Origin of the sequence: Murdochiella massiliensis, assembly GCF_900059565.1 — a bacterium.
Lineage (GTDB): Bacteria > Bacillota > Clostridia > Tissierellales > Peptoniphilaceae > Murdochiella > Murdochiella massiliensis.
Map to the genome: position 1 here is coordinate 915986 of NZ_FIZW01000002.1, position 16194 is coordinate 932179.

Sequence of the window (16194 nt, forward strand, 5' to 3'; positions counted from 1 at the left end):
CTGCGACTTATCGTGTGAACGTGTCGCGGTATGCCTTGACCACCGCTTGCGTAGTTATACCCAATTCACGCAGTACTTCCTCCGCCGGAGCAGACAAACCGAAGCGATCAATGCCCAAGGCAACACCATCCAATCCGACGTAGCGTTCCCACCCGAAAGTGGTCGCCGCTTCGAGGCTCAAGCGGTTGCGCACCGCCGAAGGCAACACCTTCTCGCGGTAGGCGGTATCCTGACGGTCAAAACGCGCGGTACTCGGCAGAGAAACCACCGAAACATCAATACCGTCTTCGCCAAGCATCTTCTGCGCTTCGATGAGCAATTGGACTTCTGAACCCGTACCCATCAAAATGCCGTCCGGTATCTCTTTTTTCGACGGGGAAAGCACATAACCGCCACGGGCAACGCCTTCCTCCGCTTTTTCGTCCGTCGTCGGCAGTACCGGAATGTTCTGGCGGGTTAACACGAGCATCGTGGGATGATCGGTGCTCTCTACTGCGAGCCGCCAAGCCTGCGCGGTCTCGTTGGCATCCGCCGGACGCAGAACATCCAAGTTCGGCATGGCGCGCCAGCTGGCGAGTTGTTCAATCGGTTCATGCGTTGGGCCGTCTTCGCCGACCGCCACGCTATCGTGGGTCAACACGTAAATCACGGGTAGCTTCGACAGGGCGGCCACACGCGCCGCACCGCGGAAATAATCGGAGAAGACAAAGAACGTGGCGCCGAATACTTTCGTGCCGCCGTGTAATGCAATACCGTTATTAATGGCGGCCATGGCAAATTCGCGCACACCGTACCAGATATTTCGATTGGCATCCTCTTCCACGCGGAAGGCGCCTTCTCCGCCGATTTGCGTCTTATTGGAACTGGATAAGTCTGCGGATCCTCCCCAGAAATTCGGTACCGCTTTCGCAATGGCCTGGATTACCGTATGGGATGTGGCACGTGTTGCCTCGGCTTTGTCGCCTTCTTTCCAGGAGGGTAACTCCTCCGCCCAGTTTTCCGGTAGTTTTCCGGCAAACGCATCGATATAGGCTTGTGCCCGATCCGGATCCTTTTCGGCCAGTCGGTCAAAGCGTTCCTGCCAAGCGCGTTCCTCCTCTTCGCCACGTTTCATGACCGTATCGGTGAAATGCGCTTTCACTTCTTCCGGAACGGTAAACGCAGGATAGTCCCAGCCCAACGTCTTTTTTAAGGACTCCGTCGCTTCTTCGCCAAGCGGTGCGCCGTGCACGCTGTTGGTACCGGCCTTTGGTGCACCGTAACCGATCACGGTGTGTACTTCGATCAGCGTCGGACGTTCTTTATCGGCACGTGCTTCGCGAATCGTCTCGGCAATGGCTTCAGTATCGTTACCGTCGGCAACATCGAGCACCTGCCAGCCGTAGGCACGGAAACGCTCTGCCACGTTTTCCGTAAAGACCTGTTCGGTCTCGCCATCCAGACAAATAGCATTGGAATCATAAAGGACAATAAGTTTGCCGAGCTTCAGACGACCGGCAAGGGACGCCGCTTCTGCGCTGACGCCTTCCATGAGGTCGCCGTCTCCGCAAAGGACATAGGTATCGTGGTCCACGAGCGTTTCGCCGTCACGGTTAAACTTGGCGGCCAAATGCGCTTCGGCCATGGCCATGCCCACACCGTTGGCAAATCCCTGGCCGAGCGGGCCTGTGGTCGCCTCTACTCCCGGCGTATGGTGTACTTCCGGATGTCCCGGCGTTTTGGCATTTAGCTGACGAAACTGTTTCAGATCGTCAAGAGAAAGGTCGTATCCCGACAAATGCAGCATACTGTAAAGCAGTGCCGAGCCGTGACCGGCCGAGAGCACAAAGCGGTCGCGGTTTGACCAGTCCGGGTTTTTCGGATTTTGCCGCAAAAACTGCGTCCAGAGCGTATACGCCATGGGTGCCGCGCCCAGCGGCAGACCGGGGTGACCGGAGTTGGCTTTATTGATTTGGTCGACACTCAACATACGTATCGTTTGAATGGCCAGCTGTTCAATGGATTTCATGTTTCCTCCTTGCGCAAAATGCGATTCCTTTTGGAGATACCTTCTACTTAAGATGCTGTTCGACTTCGTTTTCCAGAATGGCCGCAATGGTCGGGGCAAACGGACGCGTATCGGCTTCTTCGACGCGGCCCTCATCAATTAAGGTGGCTAAGTTCGGATTGATGGCAAGCTTCGCCAGCACGGGAAGGCCATAGCGTTTGGCCACTTCGTCGATGCGGCTCTTGCCGAAGATGTCATAGCGTCGTTTTGTATCCGGCGCTTCAAAGTAACTCATGTTTTCCATGATACCAAAAACGGGAAGGCTCATCATCCTGGTCATGTTAATGGCTTTTTCGACCACCATGCTGACCAGTTCCTGCGGAGAGGTAACGATGAGCACCCCGTCAACGGGAATCATCTGAAATACGGTTAAGGGCACATCGCCGGTTCCCGGCGGCATATCGACAAAGAGATAATCCACGTCTTCATAGACCACTTCCGTCCAGAATTGCTGAATCGCACTGCCGACGAGCGCTCCTTTCCAGAGCACGGGATCGGTATCGTGCGGCAAAAGAAGGTTCGTGGAAACAATCTGAATGCCACTCTTTGTACGTCGCGCATAGGGGATGCCATTTTTCCGTTCCAGTCCTCCCTCCAGACCGAAGGCATGGGGAATGGAAGGGCCGGTCACGTCAGCATCGAGAATTGCCGCTTTCCGGCCGGTCTGCTGCATGGCGAGCGCGCACATCGTCGTCACCATGGATTTGCCGACGCCGCCCTTTCCCGACATGATCGCAATCACGTGGCCGATTCGGCTCTTTTCATGGGGATCCTTATAAAATACCGGCTTTTTTCGCGTATTTTCCTCGCTCATACTCTTCCCTTTCGTCCTTCGGTGCGTTCCTCCGCGTCCACCAGTTCTTTCAGGCGTCCGACCATCAGGTAGGGAATGCGATGCAAATCCGCCATCGTCCGACAGCCCAAAAGCAGAAGCCCCATAGCAATATTATCCAGGACGCCCTGCAGATATTCTTCGGCATATTCCAGTGAACCGTGCATCAGGTAGCGCAGAAGCTCTCCGGAAATTGCGCTCATATCTGCACCCAGCACGTGCGCGTGCAACACATCCGTCGCCGTGGTGATGCCGCCTGAAGCGATACGCTTGGTGTTCGGACATTCCTTATGCACATTCCAAATGGCCTTCGCCGTCGGAATGCCCCAGGAATAAAATTCCGTAAGATCACGGTGCATGGAGCGTTGATCCTCCACCTCCATGAAATTGGTTCCGCCTGAGCCGGATACATCAATGTATTCCACAGGAATATCGCGAAGAAGACGCCCGTCCTGACGACTCATGCCGAATCCGACTTCCTTCACGATCACTTTTCCGGGAAATGCCTCGGCGATGCGCCGAAGATTATCATACAGACCGCGAAAATCGCGATCCCCTTCTTCCTGTGCCATTTCCTGCGAAGGGTTGACGTGTATGCCGATGCCCTGTGCATCGATCATCTCCATCGCGCGCGCAACCTGATCCACCGAAACGCCCGCCGACACGTTGCCGATAATGAGGCCATCCTGCCCCAACGTTTCGCGCACAATGTGGAAGGAATCCACCGCTTCCGGATCTTCGAGCGCGATGACCTGCGAGCCGACCTGCATGGGCAAACCGAAATCCTTGGCAATCTGCGCCAGATCGCGGTTGATACCCTTGGTCATATCGGTCCCGCCCGTCATGGCGTTAATCATGAGCGGTGCTGGAATGGTGCGACCGAAAAATTCCACCGAAGTATCAATGTCGGAAAGAGCAAGTTCCGGAAAGGATACCGGCTCGAGCACGACCTGATCCAGGAGCGTTCCGCCATACGGTTCGGTTCGCAACACCTGTTCAATGTGTTCATCTTTGCGTTCTTTGCGCATAGTTCTCCTCCCCATTTTCTTCTTCCCGGCGCAGGATGACCGGCGGATCAATGCTGTCCGCATCCGTCGTGCGGTGCGCTTCCGTGTGGTGCATCGCTTTTTTGTCTCCCCGTCCGCCGACAACTTCCCAAGCGGAGCTCATCATGAGCTTGACACGATTGATCTGATTGACTTCGGAAGCACCCGGATCATAGTCGATCGCGATAATGTTGGCTTCCGGATGTTCTTCACGCACGGCCTTCATCACGCCCTTGCCGGTTATGTGGTTGGGCAGACAGCCGAACGGTTGGATGCAGACAATGTTCGGTGCCCCCTGTTCAATGAGCTCAATCATTTCACCGGCCAAAAGCCATCCTTCGCCGTATTGATGGCCCAGCGAGACGACTTCCTGCGCATAGTCTTCAATCTGCTTCGCATAGGGCGGTTCCTGAAAATGTCTTGAGGCGCGCAGCGCTTTTCTGGCGGGTTTTCGATAGTATTCGATGGCCGATACGCCCAGCCCGCTCGAAATAAAGCCCAACAACTTGCTCTTGCCGAGCAAATCGCTCTTGTGTTTCGCATTACGGAAACAGTACACCATAAAGTCCATCAAGTCCGGAACGATGACCTCAGCGCCTTCATCCTCCAACAGCTTTTGCAAGTGGTTGTTCGCTTCCGGCAGATATTTAACTAAAATTTCGCCGACGATGCCCGCTTTCGGGCAGACGCACGCAACACGGGGAACCGTATCAAATTCTTCGACGCAGTCCACACAGAGTTTCTTAAAGAGCGATCGGTGCGGTCGAACGACAAATTCCGCAAAGCGCGAAATCCATTTGTCTTTCAAGCGATCGGTCTGTCCCGCGTTCTTCTCATAGGGTCTTGTCGCGTTGGCGCAGCGCATGACAAGATCGCCTGCAACCAGGGCATAGCCGGCTTTGTTCAACAGCGACGGGCCGACAGAAAATCCTTCGGATACTTCAATTCCCTGCACCGAAAGAGCAATCACCGGCACTTGCGGATAGCCCATGTCGGCCAAGCCTTTGCGGATATAGCCGACGTAATTGGATGCACGACACGCGCCGCCGGTCTGCGTCATCAACAACGCCGTTCGATCGGGATCGTATTTTCCGCTCTCCAGTGCTTCCAGCATCTGGCCGATTACGGTAATTGATGGATAGCACGAGTCATTGTTCACGTATTTTAAGCCCGCATCCACCACCGACTGATCTACGCGCGTGAGAAAGTCAAAATGGTAGCCTTCTCCTGCCAACGCCTGCTCCAGAATAGCAAAATGATCCGGCGCCATATTCGGCACCAGAATGGTGTAGCCGTCTTTTTTCATCTGCTTGGTAAACGAGGCCTTCGCCGGTGCATAGGAATCGTTACGGCGAGACGTCTCACGTTTTTCCTCCCGGTCTGTGCCGGAAAGCGCCTGCAACAACGAACGAATACGAATTTTCACCGCCCCGAGATTGGACACTTCGTCAATTTTCAGAAGGGTATAGATTTTTCCTTTGCTCTCGAGAATTTCCTGCACCTGGTCGGAAGTGACGGCATCCAGGCCGCATCCGAAGGAATTGAGCTGAATCATTTCCAGATCGGGATGCGCCGTAACAAATTCCGCCGCGCGATAAAGACGGCTGTGGTACACCCATTGATCCAGCACGCGCAAATCCTCGGAAACATCCTGCTGATTCATGGCGATACTGTCTTCGCTGAGCACCGCAAGTCCCATGCCGTTAATCAGCTCCGGAATGCCGTGGTTGACCTCTTTATCCACATGATACGGACGGCCGGAGAGCACGATACCTTTTGCATGATGTTCCTTCATCCACTCGAGCGCGGCCTGCCCTTCCCGACGAATGTCGCGATGATAATTTTTCTGTTCTTCCCAGGCCGCGGAAACGGCGCGTCGAATGGCAGCCGCCGGAATTTCCATGGTTTGGCCGTCCACGGTGAAGTGCGCGAAGACCTGTATCAGGCGCTCTGTAAGGGTTCGCTCATCTGCAAAGGACAGGAACGGATGCAGATACGTCACCCCTTTTTCTTCCAGCGCGGAGACGTTATTTTTGATGACTTCCGGAAAGCCGATCACAACCGGACAGTTGATCTGGTTTACCGCCTTTTCAAACTGTTTGGTTTCATAGAAAACGCTCGGATAAAAAATCAGGCGCACGCCCTTCTCCACAAGATCCTCAATATGACCGTGCACGAGTTTGGCCGGATAGCACACGGTTTCGGACGAAATGGAGGCCAGCCCCTTGTCATACATTGCACGTGAGCTTTCTCCCGAAAGTTCAACCGGAAAACCCAGACGGCTGAAAAACGTGTGCCAGAACGGCAGATTTTCATACATATTCAGCACGCGCGGCAAGCCCACGGTCGGGAATTTAGCCTGTTCTTCGCCGATGCTACTGTAATAGTGAAAAAGTCTGTCGTATTTATATTGGTAAAGATTCGGCAATCCCTTTTCCTTGCGTACCACACCCGCTCCGCGCTCGCAGCGGTTGCCGGAAATATAGCGCGTACCGTCGGAAAAGACGTTGATGGTGAGTGCGCAGTTGTTGGTGCAGCGCCCGCAACGCGCCATTTTTTGCGTATAGGTGAAATCCGCCAGTTCTTGAGCCGTCTTGATCCCGCTCTCTCCCGTGGAACGACTTTTCGCAATCAGCGCCATGCCCATGGCACCCATCAAGCCGGCGATCGCCGGGCGCGTCGCATGGCGTCCGGTTACTTTTTCAAAGGCGCGCAGAATTGCATCCCCGTAGAACGTGCCGCCCTGAACCACCAAATTTTTGCCCAGGCTCTTGGGATCGCGCACCTTAATGACTTTTTGAATGGCATTTTTAATAACGGAATAGCAGAGTCCTGCGGCAATGTCGCCCACATCGGAGCCCTCTTTTTGTGCCTGCTTGACCTTGGAGTTCATGAACACCGTGCAACGGCTTCCCAGATCCACCGGTTTCTCGGCAAAAAGTGCCGCCTGTTGAAATTCCTCTACGCGCATCCCGACGGAGGCGGAAAAGGTCGAGAGGAACGAACCACAGCCGGACGAACACGCTTCGTTAAGCTGAATCGAATCGATGACGCCATCCGAAATGTGCATGGCTTTCATATCCTGGCCGCCGATATCCAGAATGAAATCGACGTCGGGATCGTAGTAGTGTGCGGCGGTATAATGCGCGATAGTTTCCACTTCGCCGGTATCCACTGCAAGCGCCGCCCGAATAAAGTCCTCGCCATAGCCGGTAATACCGGAACAAGCGATGTAGGCATCATCATTCAACCGCGCATAAATTTCCTGCAAATGTTCGATAATATGCTCCAGCGGTCGTCCGCGGTTGGAGGAATAATGCGTATACAGAATTTGGTTATCTTCGCCGATGAGCACCATTTTGGCAGTGGTGGAGCCGGAGTCGATGCCCAAATACGTCGGTCCGTGATAGTCCGAAAGCGATCCGTAAACTTCCTTATTGGTCTCGTGGTCCTTGCGGAAGGCTTCGTACTCTTCCGGAGAGGTGAAAAGCGGTTCCATGAGCTTGCGCTCTTCGGTGACGAGCTCTTTTCCCGACGAAAAACGATCTACAATCCGTTGCAGATCCTGGATATCGGCTTCTTCCTGCGCAAGAAGGGCCGCCCCGCGAGCGACAAAGAGCTGTCCGTCTTCCGGGGTGGTAAACGTGTTGTTTTCGCTGCCGAGCGTTTCGATAAAGCGCACACGTAGCTGATCCAAAAAGTGCAGCGGGCCGCCCAAAAAGGTGATGTTGCCGCGAATGGGCCGTCCACAGGCAAGATTGGAAATGGTCTGGTTAACGACGGACTGGAAGACGCTCATGGCAATGTCTTCATGGGATGCGCCCTGATTGAGGAGCGCCTGAACATCGGTCTTGGCAAATACGCCGCAACGCGAGGCAATGGGATAGATTTTTTCGTATGCGGAGGCCATGGCGTTGAGCCCGGAAGCATCCGTGTCCAACAAACTCGCCATCTGGTCGATGAATGCACCCGTTCCTCCGGCACAGATGGAGTTCATTCGCTGCTCGACGCTGCCGGATAGATACGTGATCTTGGAATCTTCCCCGCCCAGTTCAATGATCACTTCCGTATGGGGAAGAAGTGCGCGGATGGCCTTCGTTTCGGCAATGACTTCCTGTACAAAGGGAATTCCAAGGTAGTCCTCCAGAAACATCCCTCCGGAGCCGGTGACTGCAAGCTGAATCGGCGAATTGCCGATGGCGTCCAGCAATTCCTGCATGACCTGCTCCACTGTTCGTTTGACGTCACTTTTATGTCGACGATAGACCGAAAAACAGATCCGATCTTCTTCGTCAAGACAGACGACCTTCACGGTAGTCGATCCCACATCCAATCCTGCGTGATAAAGCATATTTCCTCGTCTCTACTCCAAAATTCCGAAGGGTCGAAGGGTAAACCTTTCATTCCTTATCCATCTTCGGCAACCCTCTCCGTCTTTCCGACGGTTGTACAGTTTGTTCTTTCTATTATGGTATGGGCTCATCATATACCCGTACAGGGAAAAGTGCTATGCCCATAGTATGTAATTTTTACCCATTTTCCGTCTCTTTCCCTTCCTCGGTATATGCACTACAATAAAGAAGGAAATTTGAACCGACGAGCCTTGCGGCTCGTGCATAAACCATGTAGGAGGATTCATGAGTACCTATTGTACACCCGTAACGGACTGGCTGGCCTATGTCGGCGTGAATGATCGTCTCAAACCCTTATTTGAAAACCAATGGCCGCTTCCGAAAGGAGTTGCCTATAATGCCTATCTGGCAAAAGACGAAAAGACCGCTCTGCTTGATTCGGTGGATGCCCATCAGGCGGATGATTTCATGACGAAAGTGCGCACCGCCCTCGGCGATCGCACGCTGGATTACTTCGTCATCCATCACGTCGAGCCGGATCATTCTTCGACCATTCCACTGGTTCGTCGCTATTATCCCAATGTGACGCTTGTTGGGAATAAAAAGACGTTCACGATGCTCAACCAGTTCTATGGCATCGATGAAGAAAATACGCTCGTGGTTGGCGAAGGCGATACGCTTTCTCTTGGCCAACACACCCTCACCTTCCACATGACCCCCATGACGCACTGGCCGGAATCCATGGTCAGCTACGAAGAAACCGACGGCATCCTCTTCTCGCAAGATATTTTCGGCGGCTTCGGGGCGCTGGACGGAAAGATCTTCGACGATGAGATCGGCGACATTGAAACCGTCTATGCGGAAGCCTGCCGCTACTACACCAATATTGTCGGCAAATATTCCCGTATGGCCGCAAAGGCCCTGAAAAAGCTGGAAAGCCTGACGATCAACATGATTTGTCCGGTGCACGGCCCCATTTGGCGTACGCATCCGGAACACATCATGGCGCTTTACACCAACCTGGCCAATTGGCGTTCTCAGAACGGGGTCGTTATCGCTTTCGGTTCCATGTACGGCAACACCGAGCACATGGCGGACATGCTGGCGCGCTTCCTGTCGGAAGAGGGCGTAAAAAACATTCACCTCTATGATGTGACAAAAACGCATCCGTCGGTAATCTCGACGGATGTCTGGAAATATCGCGGGTTTATCGCCTGCGCACCGACCTATAACAACGCGCTGTTCCTGCCCATGCGCACGCTCTTCGACATTTTGGCCGAAAACAAGATGCAGAACAAAACCGTGGGCATTGTCGGCAACTATTCCTGGAGCGGCGGCGCCGTAAAGGAAATGCAGGCATGGTTGGAAAAACAGCCGTTTGAAGTCATCGAGCCCGTCGTTGAGGCGAAGAGCGCTGCGACACAAGAGGATCTGGAACAACTCCGCGCCCTGGCCAAGGCCATGGCGGAGAATCTGGACGCCCATGCGGAAACCGACAACGTGAATTACTATTCGCATATCGGGGAATAAGCCCTGCGCCATGCCAACGCAGCGCAGTGAAATAGATAGAAAGGAATCCACAACGTATGGAATTACCGAAGAAAAAAGTAGTGCTCATCGTCATGGACGGTGTGGGCATCAGCCCTGTAGATAAAGAAGCCGGCGACGCGGTAAAAGCCGCGCATACGCCCATGTTGGATGAGCTTCGCAAAGAGTATCCCTGGATTATGCTTCGTGCGCATGGCGTAGCGGTCGGTCTTCCGACGGACGACGACATGGGCAATTCGGAGGTCGGCCACAATGCCATCGGATGTGGCCAGATTTATGCGCAGGGAGCAAAGCTCGTGAACCAGTCCATTGCGGACGGTTCCTTGTTTTCCTCGGCCACGTGGAAGGAGACGCTTGCCTATGCGCTTTCGCATGACGGCGCGCTGCATTTCATCGGTCTGCTTTCGGACGGCAACGTCCATTCCCACATGGATCATTTGATGGCAATGGTTACCGCCGCAAAAGCTGCCGGTATTCGGCGTGTCTTTATTCACGCCCTGTTGGACGGCCGTGATGTGCCACCGACCTCCGGTGAAACCTATCTCACCCAACTGGAAAATTTCCTGGCTACGCTTAATGACGACACGTTTCACGGAGCCATTGCCAGCGGCGGCGGTCGCATGACAACGACCATGGATCGCTACAAAGCGGATTGGTCCATGGTTGCGCGCGGCTGGGATGCCCAGGTGCACGGAAAAACTGCGGACGGCCGGCTGTTCCCTTCCGCCCTTGACGCCTACCGCACGCTGCGCGAAGAAACCGGCGAGGTGGATCAGAATCTTCCCGCCTTTGTCATCGGTGAAAACGGACAACCCGTCGGCGCTATGCAGGACGGCGACAGTGTGATCTTCTATAATTTCCGCGGCGATCGTGCCATTGAGGTTTCGATGGCCTTCGAAGAGGAGGACTTCACTGCCTTTGATCGCGGGGTGCAGCCGAAAGTCTACTATGCCGGAATGCTGGAATACGACGGCGATTTGCACATTCCGCATCACTATCTGGTCAATCCGCCGAAAATCACGAATACCTTGACGGAATTTCTCGTTTCCAAGGGCATCAACGAATTTGCCTGTGCAGAAACCCAAAAATTCGGTCATGTTACCTATTTCTGGAACGGTAACAATTCCGAAAAAGTTTCCAAAACGCTGGAAACCTGGGTGGAAGTGCCTTCCGATAATGTTCCCTTCGACCAGCGCCCCTGGATGAAATCCGCCGAAGTGACGGATCAGCTCCTTAAAGCCATTCAAAGCGAACAATACGGTTTCTTGCGTGTCAACTACGCCAACGGCGACATGGTCGGGCATACCGGCGTCTTCCGTTCGGCTGAAATTGCCATCGAAAGCGTCGACCTTGCCCTTTCCCGCGTCGTGCCCGTCGCGCTTGCCCATGGCTACACCGTTCTCATCACTGCCGATCACGGCAACTCCGATGACATGCTCCAAAAAACCAAAGCCGGCACACTCGAGCCGAAAACCTCTCACTCCCTCAACCCCGTTCCCTTCATCGCGGTCAGCCCCGACAACGACGTCGTTCTCGACGAATCCGTGTCCAACCGCGCCGGCCTCGCCAACATCGCTGCGACCGTCGTGGAGCTGATGGGCTATGAGAAGCCGGATTGCTGGGAAAAGTCAGTGCTGAAGTAACAGAGAGAAGGAAATATTTTCTCGCAAATCAAAAGGAAGCGACGGGCAGCTGTCGCTTCCTTCTTTTTTTCGTATGTCGGCAACTGCTGTTGCATCAGCACTTTTCTGCCCCTCCGTGGTTAGTAAACATTTTATCACTTTGCCAGAGTTCGCCAAGAGCGCCCAGGTCCTGGCTGACAACGCTTTCTGCGTCCAGCCAGAGTTTTCTTGAGCTTTACCGCCCTGGCTGGCATACGCTTCTTCCACGAGCCAGGGTTCCACAAGGGTGACCAAGCCCTGGCTTGCGAGCGTAGTTATTGCGTGCCAGGGTCAAAAGGAGTACCTCTGACCCTGGCTTGCGCACGTTTCTTCCGCGAGCCAGGGTTCCACAGGGATGTTGAGCCCTGGTTGGCAATGTTTTTTCCGTCCAGCCAGGGTCTTCTTAAGCTTTCCGTCCCTGGCTGTCATACGTTTCTTCCGAGAGCCAGGGTTCTCCGGAGGTGACCAAGCCCCGGCTGACTAACTTTTCTGCGTCCAGCCAGGGTCCCCGAGATCGGTGAAGAAAAATTTAGCCCTGGCCAGCAATGTTTTTTCTTCCCAGCCAGGGTCACGCGAATCATCGAGATAAAATTTAGCCCTGGCTCAGTGACTATTCCTTCTCCAACCAGGGGCGAAGATAGTCGAGGACAGAAAAAGCTCTGGTCGGCAACCATGTTGTCGGCCAGAGCTATACGTATTTTGCTTTCCAAATCAAACCATTATCGCCGGTTTCAACAGGATAAAAAAGAATGCGAGGATTTTTACTCCTCCGACGTATACTCTTCCGACACCAAATAGCGCGGACGCCGTTTGACTTCTTCCGCAATCTGGGCAATGTAAAAGCCGATGATGCCGAGGCTGAACATGATGATGCTGCCGGTAAACATCAGGAGAATAATGACGGTGGTGAATCCGCCCAGAGCGCGACCGAAGAGCTTCTGTACGAGCGCGATAATCGAGAGAATGCCAGCAAAAACAAAGAAAATGGCCCCCATGAAGGTAACGAGCTGCATGGGAAGAACGGAGAAGGATGCAATGTTTCGCATAGCATAACGGAAAAGTGAAAACGTCGACCATTTGGATTCGCCGTATTGGCGATCCTGCACGCGGTAGTACACTGTCGCGCGCGAATAGCCGGCCCAGAAGGACATCGCGCGAAAGAAGGTATTGCGCTCAGGCATGCGGTTTAAGGCGTCAACCACCTTGCGATCCAACAGCTTAAAATCGGAGCTGTCTTCCATATTTAAGCCCGAGAAGCGACTGATCAAACGATAAAACAGCTTGGAAAAGCCGCGATGCGCGCCGGTTTCTTCCCCGCGGTCTTCTTTAATCCCCTCCACCACTTCATAGCCCTGTTTCCACAATGCGACCATATCCAAAATCTTTTCCGGGGGATGCTGCAGATCGGCATCCATAACCACAACGCAATCGCCCTTTGCCGCCTCAAGACCGGCAAAAATTGCCGCCTCTTTACCGAAATTGCGGCTGAAATGAATCCCTCGCACGCGGTTTTCATTATTCACCGGGCGGAGTTGTTGAATAATTTCCCACGTTTTATCCACAGAGCCGTCATCCACAAACACCAGCTCAACGGGCATATCCAGAGGAGAAAGCGTCTGTTCCAATGTTTTAAACGTGACGGCCAACCCTGCTTGTTCATTATATGCAGGAATGATTACCGAAAGCATTGCCCCTCCTTGATCTCTTCGTTTTTATATCGCATTTGCCAACTAAGTTATTGACTTTTACACCGACGATTATCCTAACGCTTACGGCGGTCTCTTTGTTCGCCTTCGTGTTCATCTTATATCGCCTTCATGTAGACCTTGTGTTGGCGTTCTGTCGGCTTTCCCTATCGCCTTCCTATTTTCCTTCGCCAATGCGCATGAGCCGTTTATCTGCATTGTTTTTGAGCAGAATCGTCAGGACAAAACCCGAGAGCACATAAAGGCCGGCAAAAACCGCACCTGCTGCCTGCAAATGACCGGTGACGATCAGAGGAATCGCCAGCATCATCATCGCAAAGGTCTTGATTTGGGAAAGGATTACATTTTTATTCTGTTTCATTACGGCCAACTCATCCATCCAATCCAGTTTCGGCGAATAGATATCGATGCACAAATCCCACATAAGCATTCCGTAGCCGGTAAAAAGAGACACGACCGCCAGGGTAAGATGCACCAACGGTACAAACGGAAACAGAGCAAAGCAGACTATCCACAAAAGAACCATCGGCACAAAGCCGAAGATTGCGCTTCCCAGGAACTTGCCCATGAAAAGCGTAAATGCCGGTACCGGAACCGATTTAAGAAAATCCAAATGCCGAGCGTCACGCGAAATGGTCGTGGAAACAAGCGCTCCCATTGTACCAAAGAGGGCAATCGACAGGCCTGCAAGAATTCCTATACTAAAGGCGGTCGAGGGCGTATCCGTAAAGGTGAGAAACAACTCACGAAGGATGGACAAATCAGCGGAATGTCCGCTACGTACAAGTCCGACAATCGCACCGCCTGCCGTTACCCCAATCATGACATAGGGCATGATAACCGCATTGAGTACAAAGACAGGAACACGCAAAATGCCCTTGGCTTCACGGGAAATCAAACTCAACAAGGCGCCGCGTTCTTTTTTTGTAGAGGTTTGCAGGGCTTCTGCAGAGAGTGCTTTACCATGGTCTGCTCCTCGCAGGGAAAGGAGAATGGGAAAGTACAGCTTTGAAGCCAGTAAGAACGTCACGCCCATCCAGAGAACACTGGTCAGAAACATCATGCCATACGCACCGGCAACGGCTTCCGACCCGCCAAACGCCATATCCTGTCCATAACGGATGACCGGAAAGAGAAAGCCAAGCCATTTCGGCGTCGTCTGCGATATACCGTTTACATTCGCCAATTGTGTAGAGAATTGCATGGAAAGGGACACCGCGATAGCACCGATCATTGTGATAATGCCGGTAAAAAACGTCAGACGTTTTTCGTTGCGTAAAAAAGGGGCGACTTGCAGCAACAGCAGCAGGACAACGGTCACCAGACATACCGGAACAACGGGCAACAGAAAGAAAACAATCACCCAAGCCAAGAGACTTTGCACAGAAAATGCCGAAACAATACCGGCAAGAGCAATCGGCAAAAAGACGAGCAGTTGCATCAAATAGGATTGAAGCAAGAGACTGACGAGCTTAGCGCCTAAAATCTCTCTTGGCGATAAAGGCATGGCTAAATAAACCTTCGCATCCGACGAATAAAATAGCGTTGAGGAGGCAAAGGAAAAAATAACTGTCGTCGTCATCGCCAGGCCCATCACGCAACCATACGCAAAATACGGCGACATCAGCCCTTGTCGCGCAGATTCTCTTGCTATTGAGAAGCCGCTAATAAAGAACATTGCGCCGGCAAAGAGGAAGATCGCAACCGTTCCCAAAAGGCCGTTGCTTTTCGACTTTTTGTTTCGGTTTAGCGTCTGGCCGCTGCGGTTGAGCGACAGGATGACGTTGATTTTCACCAAACTCCAAAAACGGCTCATGCTTCCTGTCCTTCCTGCGGTTCCTGTTCTTTCTGCAGTTCCTGTTCGTTCTGTGCATCTTGCCCGGTCGCAGGGTTTCCACCGTCTTGCGCATCTTGACCATCTTCTGTCAAAACACGGGATTCCGTCACGCGCAGGAAGATCTGCTCCAGCGTCAGGTTCGGATATTGCTGTTGCAAGGCTTCCAACGTTCCGGTGTATTTCATCTGTCCTTTATTGATGATGGCAATGCGGTCACAAAGTTTTTCCGCTACTTCAAGGACGTGCGTCGAAAACAGCACAATGTTGCCCTTCGCCGCGTGCTCCTTCATGCGTTTTTTGAGCAGGAAGGATGCCTGCGGATCCAACCCGGTCATCGGCTCATCCATAATCCAAATATTCGGCTCATGCATTAGAGCGGCAATGATATGAATCTTCTGTTGCATACCATGAGAATACGAGGAAATACGATCCCCGATCGCCTCACGCATCTCAAACGTGTCCAGCAGTTCCAAAAGACGTCCTTCACGTTCTTCTTTCGGTACGCGATAGATATCACAGATAAAATTAATGTATTCCGTCCCTTTTAGCGCCGTAAAGAGATCGGGATCATCGGAAACATACGCAAACTGCTCCTTCGCCTTGATGGGATCACGTTTAAGATCAATGCCGTTGATGGTAATTTTCCCTTCATCCGGGCGAAGAATGCCGCAAAGCATTCGGATAGTAGTCGTTTTTCCGGCACCGTTCGGGCCGATAAAACCGGTAATGGTTCCCGGTTCCAACGTCAGGGAAAGATGGTCAACGGCGACCTTGTCGCCGAATGTTTTCGTAATGCCTTGCAGTTCGATCATGATGCCTCCTTAGGTTGCGGTTAACATACGCAACTATTGTGTCATGTTTTTTGTTCGCGCGCAATGCAAAATCGCATTGCATTGACTGTGTTCTGTAGCGATACAATTGATGTGATACCAAAAAGAGAAAAATATAGAGGGATGTCTGTGCAAGGAAAGCGACACTGCAAGTTAGCCCCATATGCGGCGATGGTGGTGGAAATGCGTTTTCGCTAAATCACCACCACTTTTCGCTGAATAAACGTTTATGCACTTAAGCCTTACAATCCCTTGAAAAAACTTGTCGTAAGCGGCCCTTAGGTAGTTAACATCCGTTAAAAAAGAGCCATCGATTCCAATCGCTTCTGTTGATC

At 52.7% G+C, this 16194-nt stretch carries 10 protein-coding genes; 2 read left to right on the forward strand and 8 right to left on the reverse strand.

What is annotated here, in order from left to right:
* Window positions 1–7 precede the first annotated feature (7 nt).
* The 4 genes from tkt to BN3910_RS05760 are packed head-to-tail and all read right to left on the reverse strand — an operon-like array spanning window position 8 to window position 8276.
* Complete coding sequence (gene tkt, locus BN3910_RS05745; protein ID WP_066925216.1) at window positions 8–2008, reverse strand: transketolase; 2001 nt, start codon at window positions 2006–2008, stop codon at window positions 8–10.
* A gap of 43 nt (window positions 2009–2051) precedes the next feature.
* The gene (locus BN3910_RS05750; RefSeq protein WP_075968000.1) at window positions 2052–2861 is read right to left on the reverse strand and encodes an Mrp/NBP35 family ATP-binding protein; all 810 of its coding nucleotides are present in this window, start codon (window positions 2859–2861) and stop codon (window positions 2052–2054) included.
* Window positions 2858–3907 (reverse strand): type 2 isopentenyl-diphosphate Delta-isomerase, encoded by a 1050-nt coding sequence (gene fni / locus BN3910_RS05755; RefSeq protein ID WP_066925219.1) that lies wholly within the window; start codon window positions 3905–3907, stop codon window positions 2858–2860. Before fni ends, BN3910_RS05750 begins: the two co-directional genes overlap by 4 nt.
* Complete coding sequence (locus tag BN3910_RS05760) at window positions 3885–8276, reverse strand: acyl-CoA dehydratase activase-related protein (RefSeq protein WP_075968001.1); 4392 nt, start codon at window positions 8274–8276, stop codon at window positions 3885–3887. Before BN3910_RS05760 ends, fni begins: the two co-directional genes overlap by 23 nt.
* Window positions 8277–8562: 286 nt before the next feature.
* On the opposite strand from BN3910_RS05760, the gene BN3910_RS05765 reads away from it, so the two are divergent.
* Window positions 8563–9807: an FprA family A-type flavoprotein gene (locus tag BN3910_RS05765; protein ID WP_066925222.1), complete on the forward strand. Its 1245-nt coding sequence runs from the start codon at window positions 8563–8565 to the stop codon at window positions 9805–9807.
* A 56-nt stretch (window positions 9808–9863) separates the two neighbouring features.
* The gene (gene gpmI, locus BN3910_RS05770; RefSeq protein ID WP_066925225.1) at window positions 9864–11468 is read left to right on the forward strand and encodes a 2,3-bisphosphoglycerate-independent phosphoglycerate mutase; all 1605 of its coding nucleotides are present in this window, start codon (window positions 9864–9866) and stop codon (window positions 11466–11468) included.
* Here the strand turns inward: gpmI and BN3910_RS05775 are convergent.
* From BN3910_RS05775 to BN3910_RS05790, 4 genes are all read right to left on the reverse strand, one after another.
* A complete protein-coding gene (locus BN3910_RS05775; protein ID WP_066925228.1) occupies window positions 11454–11714 on the reverse strand; it encodes a hypothetical protein in 261 nt (86 codons plus the stop codon). The genes gpmI and BN3910_RS05775 overlap by 15 nt on opposite strands.
* Before the next feature lie 533 nt (window positions 11715–12247).
* Complete coding sequence (locus BN3910_RS05780) at window positions 12248–13174, reverse strand: glycosyltransferase family 2 protein (protein ID WP_066925231.1); 927 nt, start codon at window positions 13172–13174, stop codon at window positions 12248–12250.
* A 175-nt stretch (window positions 13175–13349) separates the two neighbouring features.
* Window positions 13350–15008: a hypothetical protein gene (locus BN3910_RS05785; protein WP_066925234.1), complete on the reverse strand. Its 1659-nt coding sequence runs from the start codon at window positions 15006–15008 to the stop codon at window positions 13350–13352.
* Window positions 15005–15841, reverse strand: coding sequence for an ABC transporter ATP-binding protein (locus BN3910_RS05790; protein ID WP_082790331.1), 837 nt, complete (start codon window positions 15839–15841; stop codon window positions 15005–15007). The genes BN3910_RS05785 and BN3910_RS05790 overlap by 4 nt, the downstream gene beginning before the upstream one ends.
* Window positions 15842–16194: the final 353 nt, after the last annotated feature.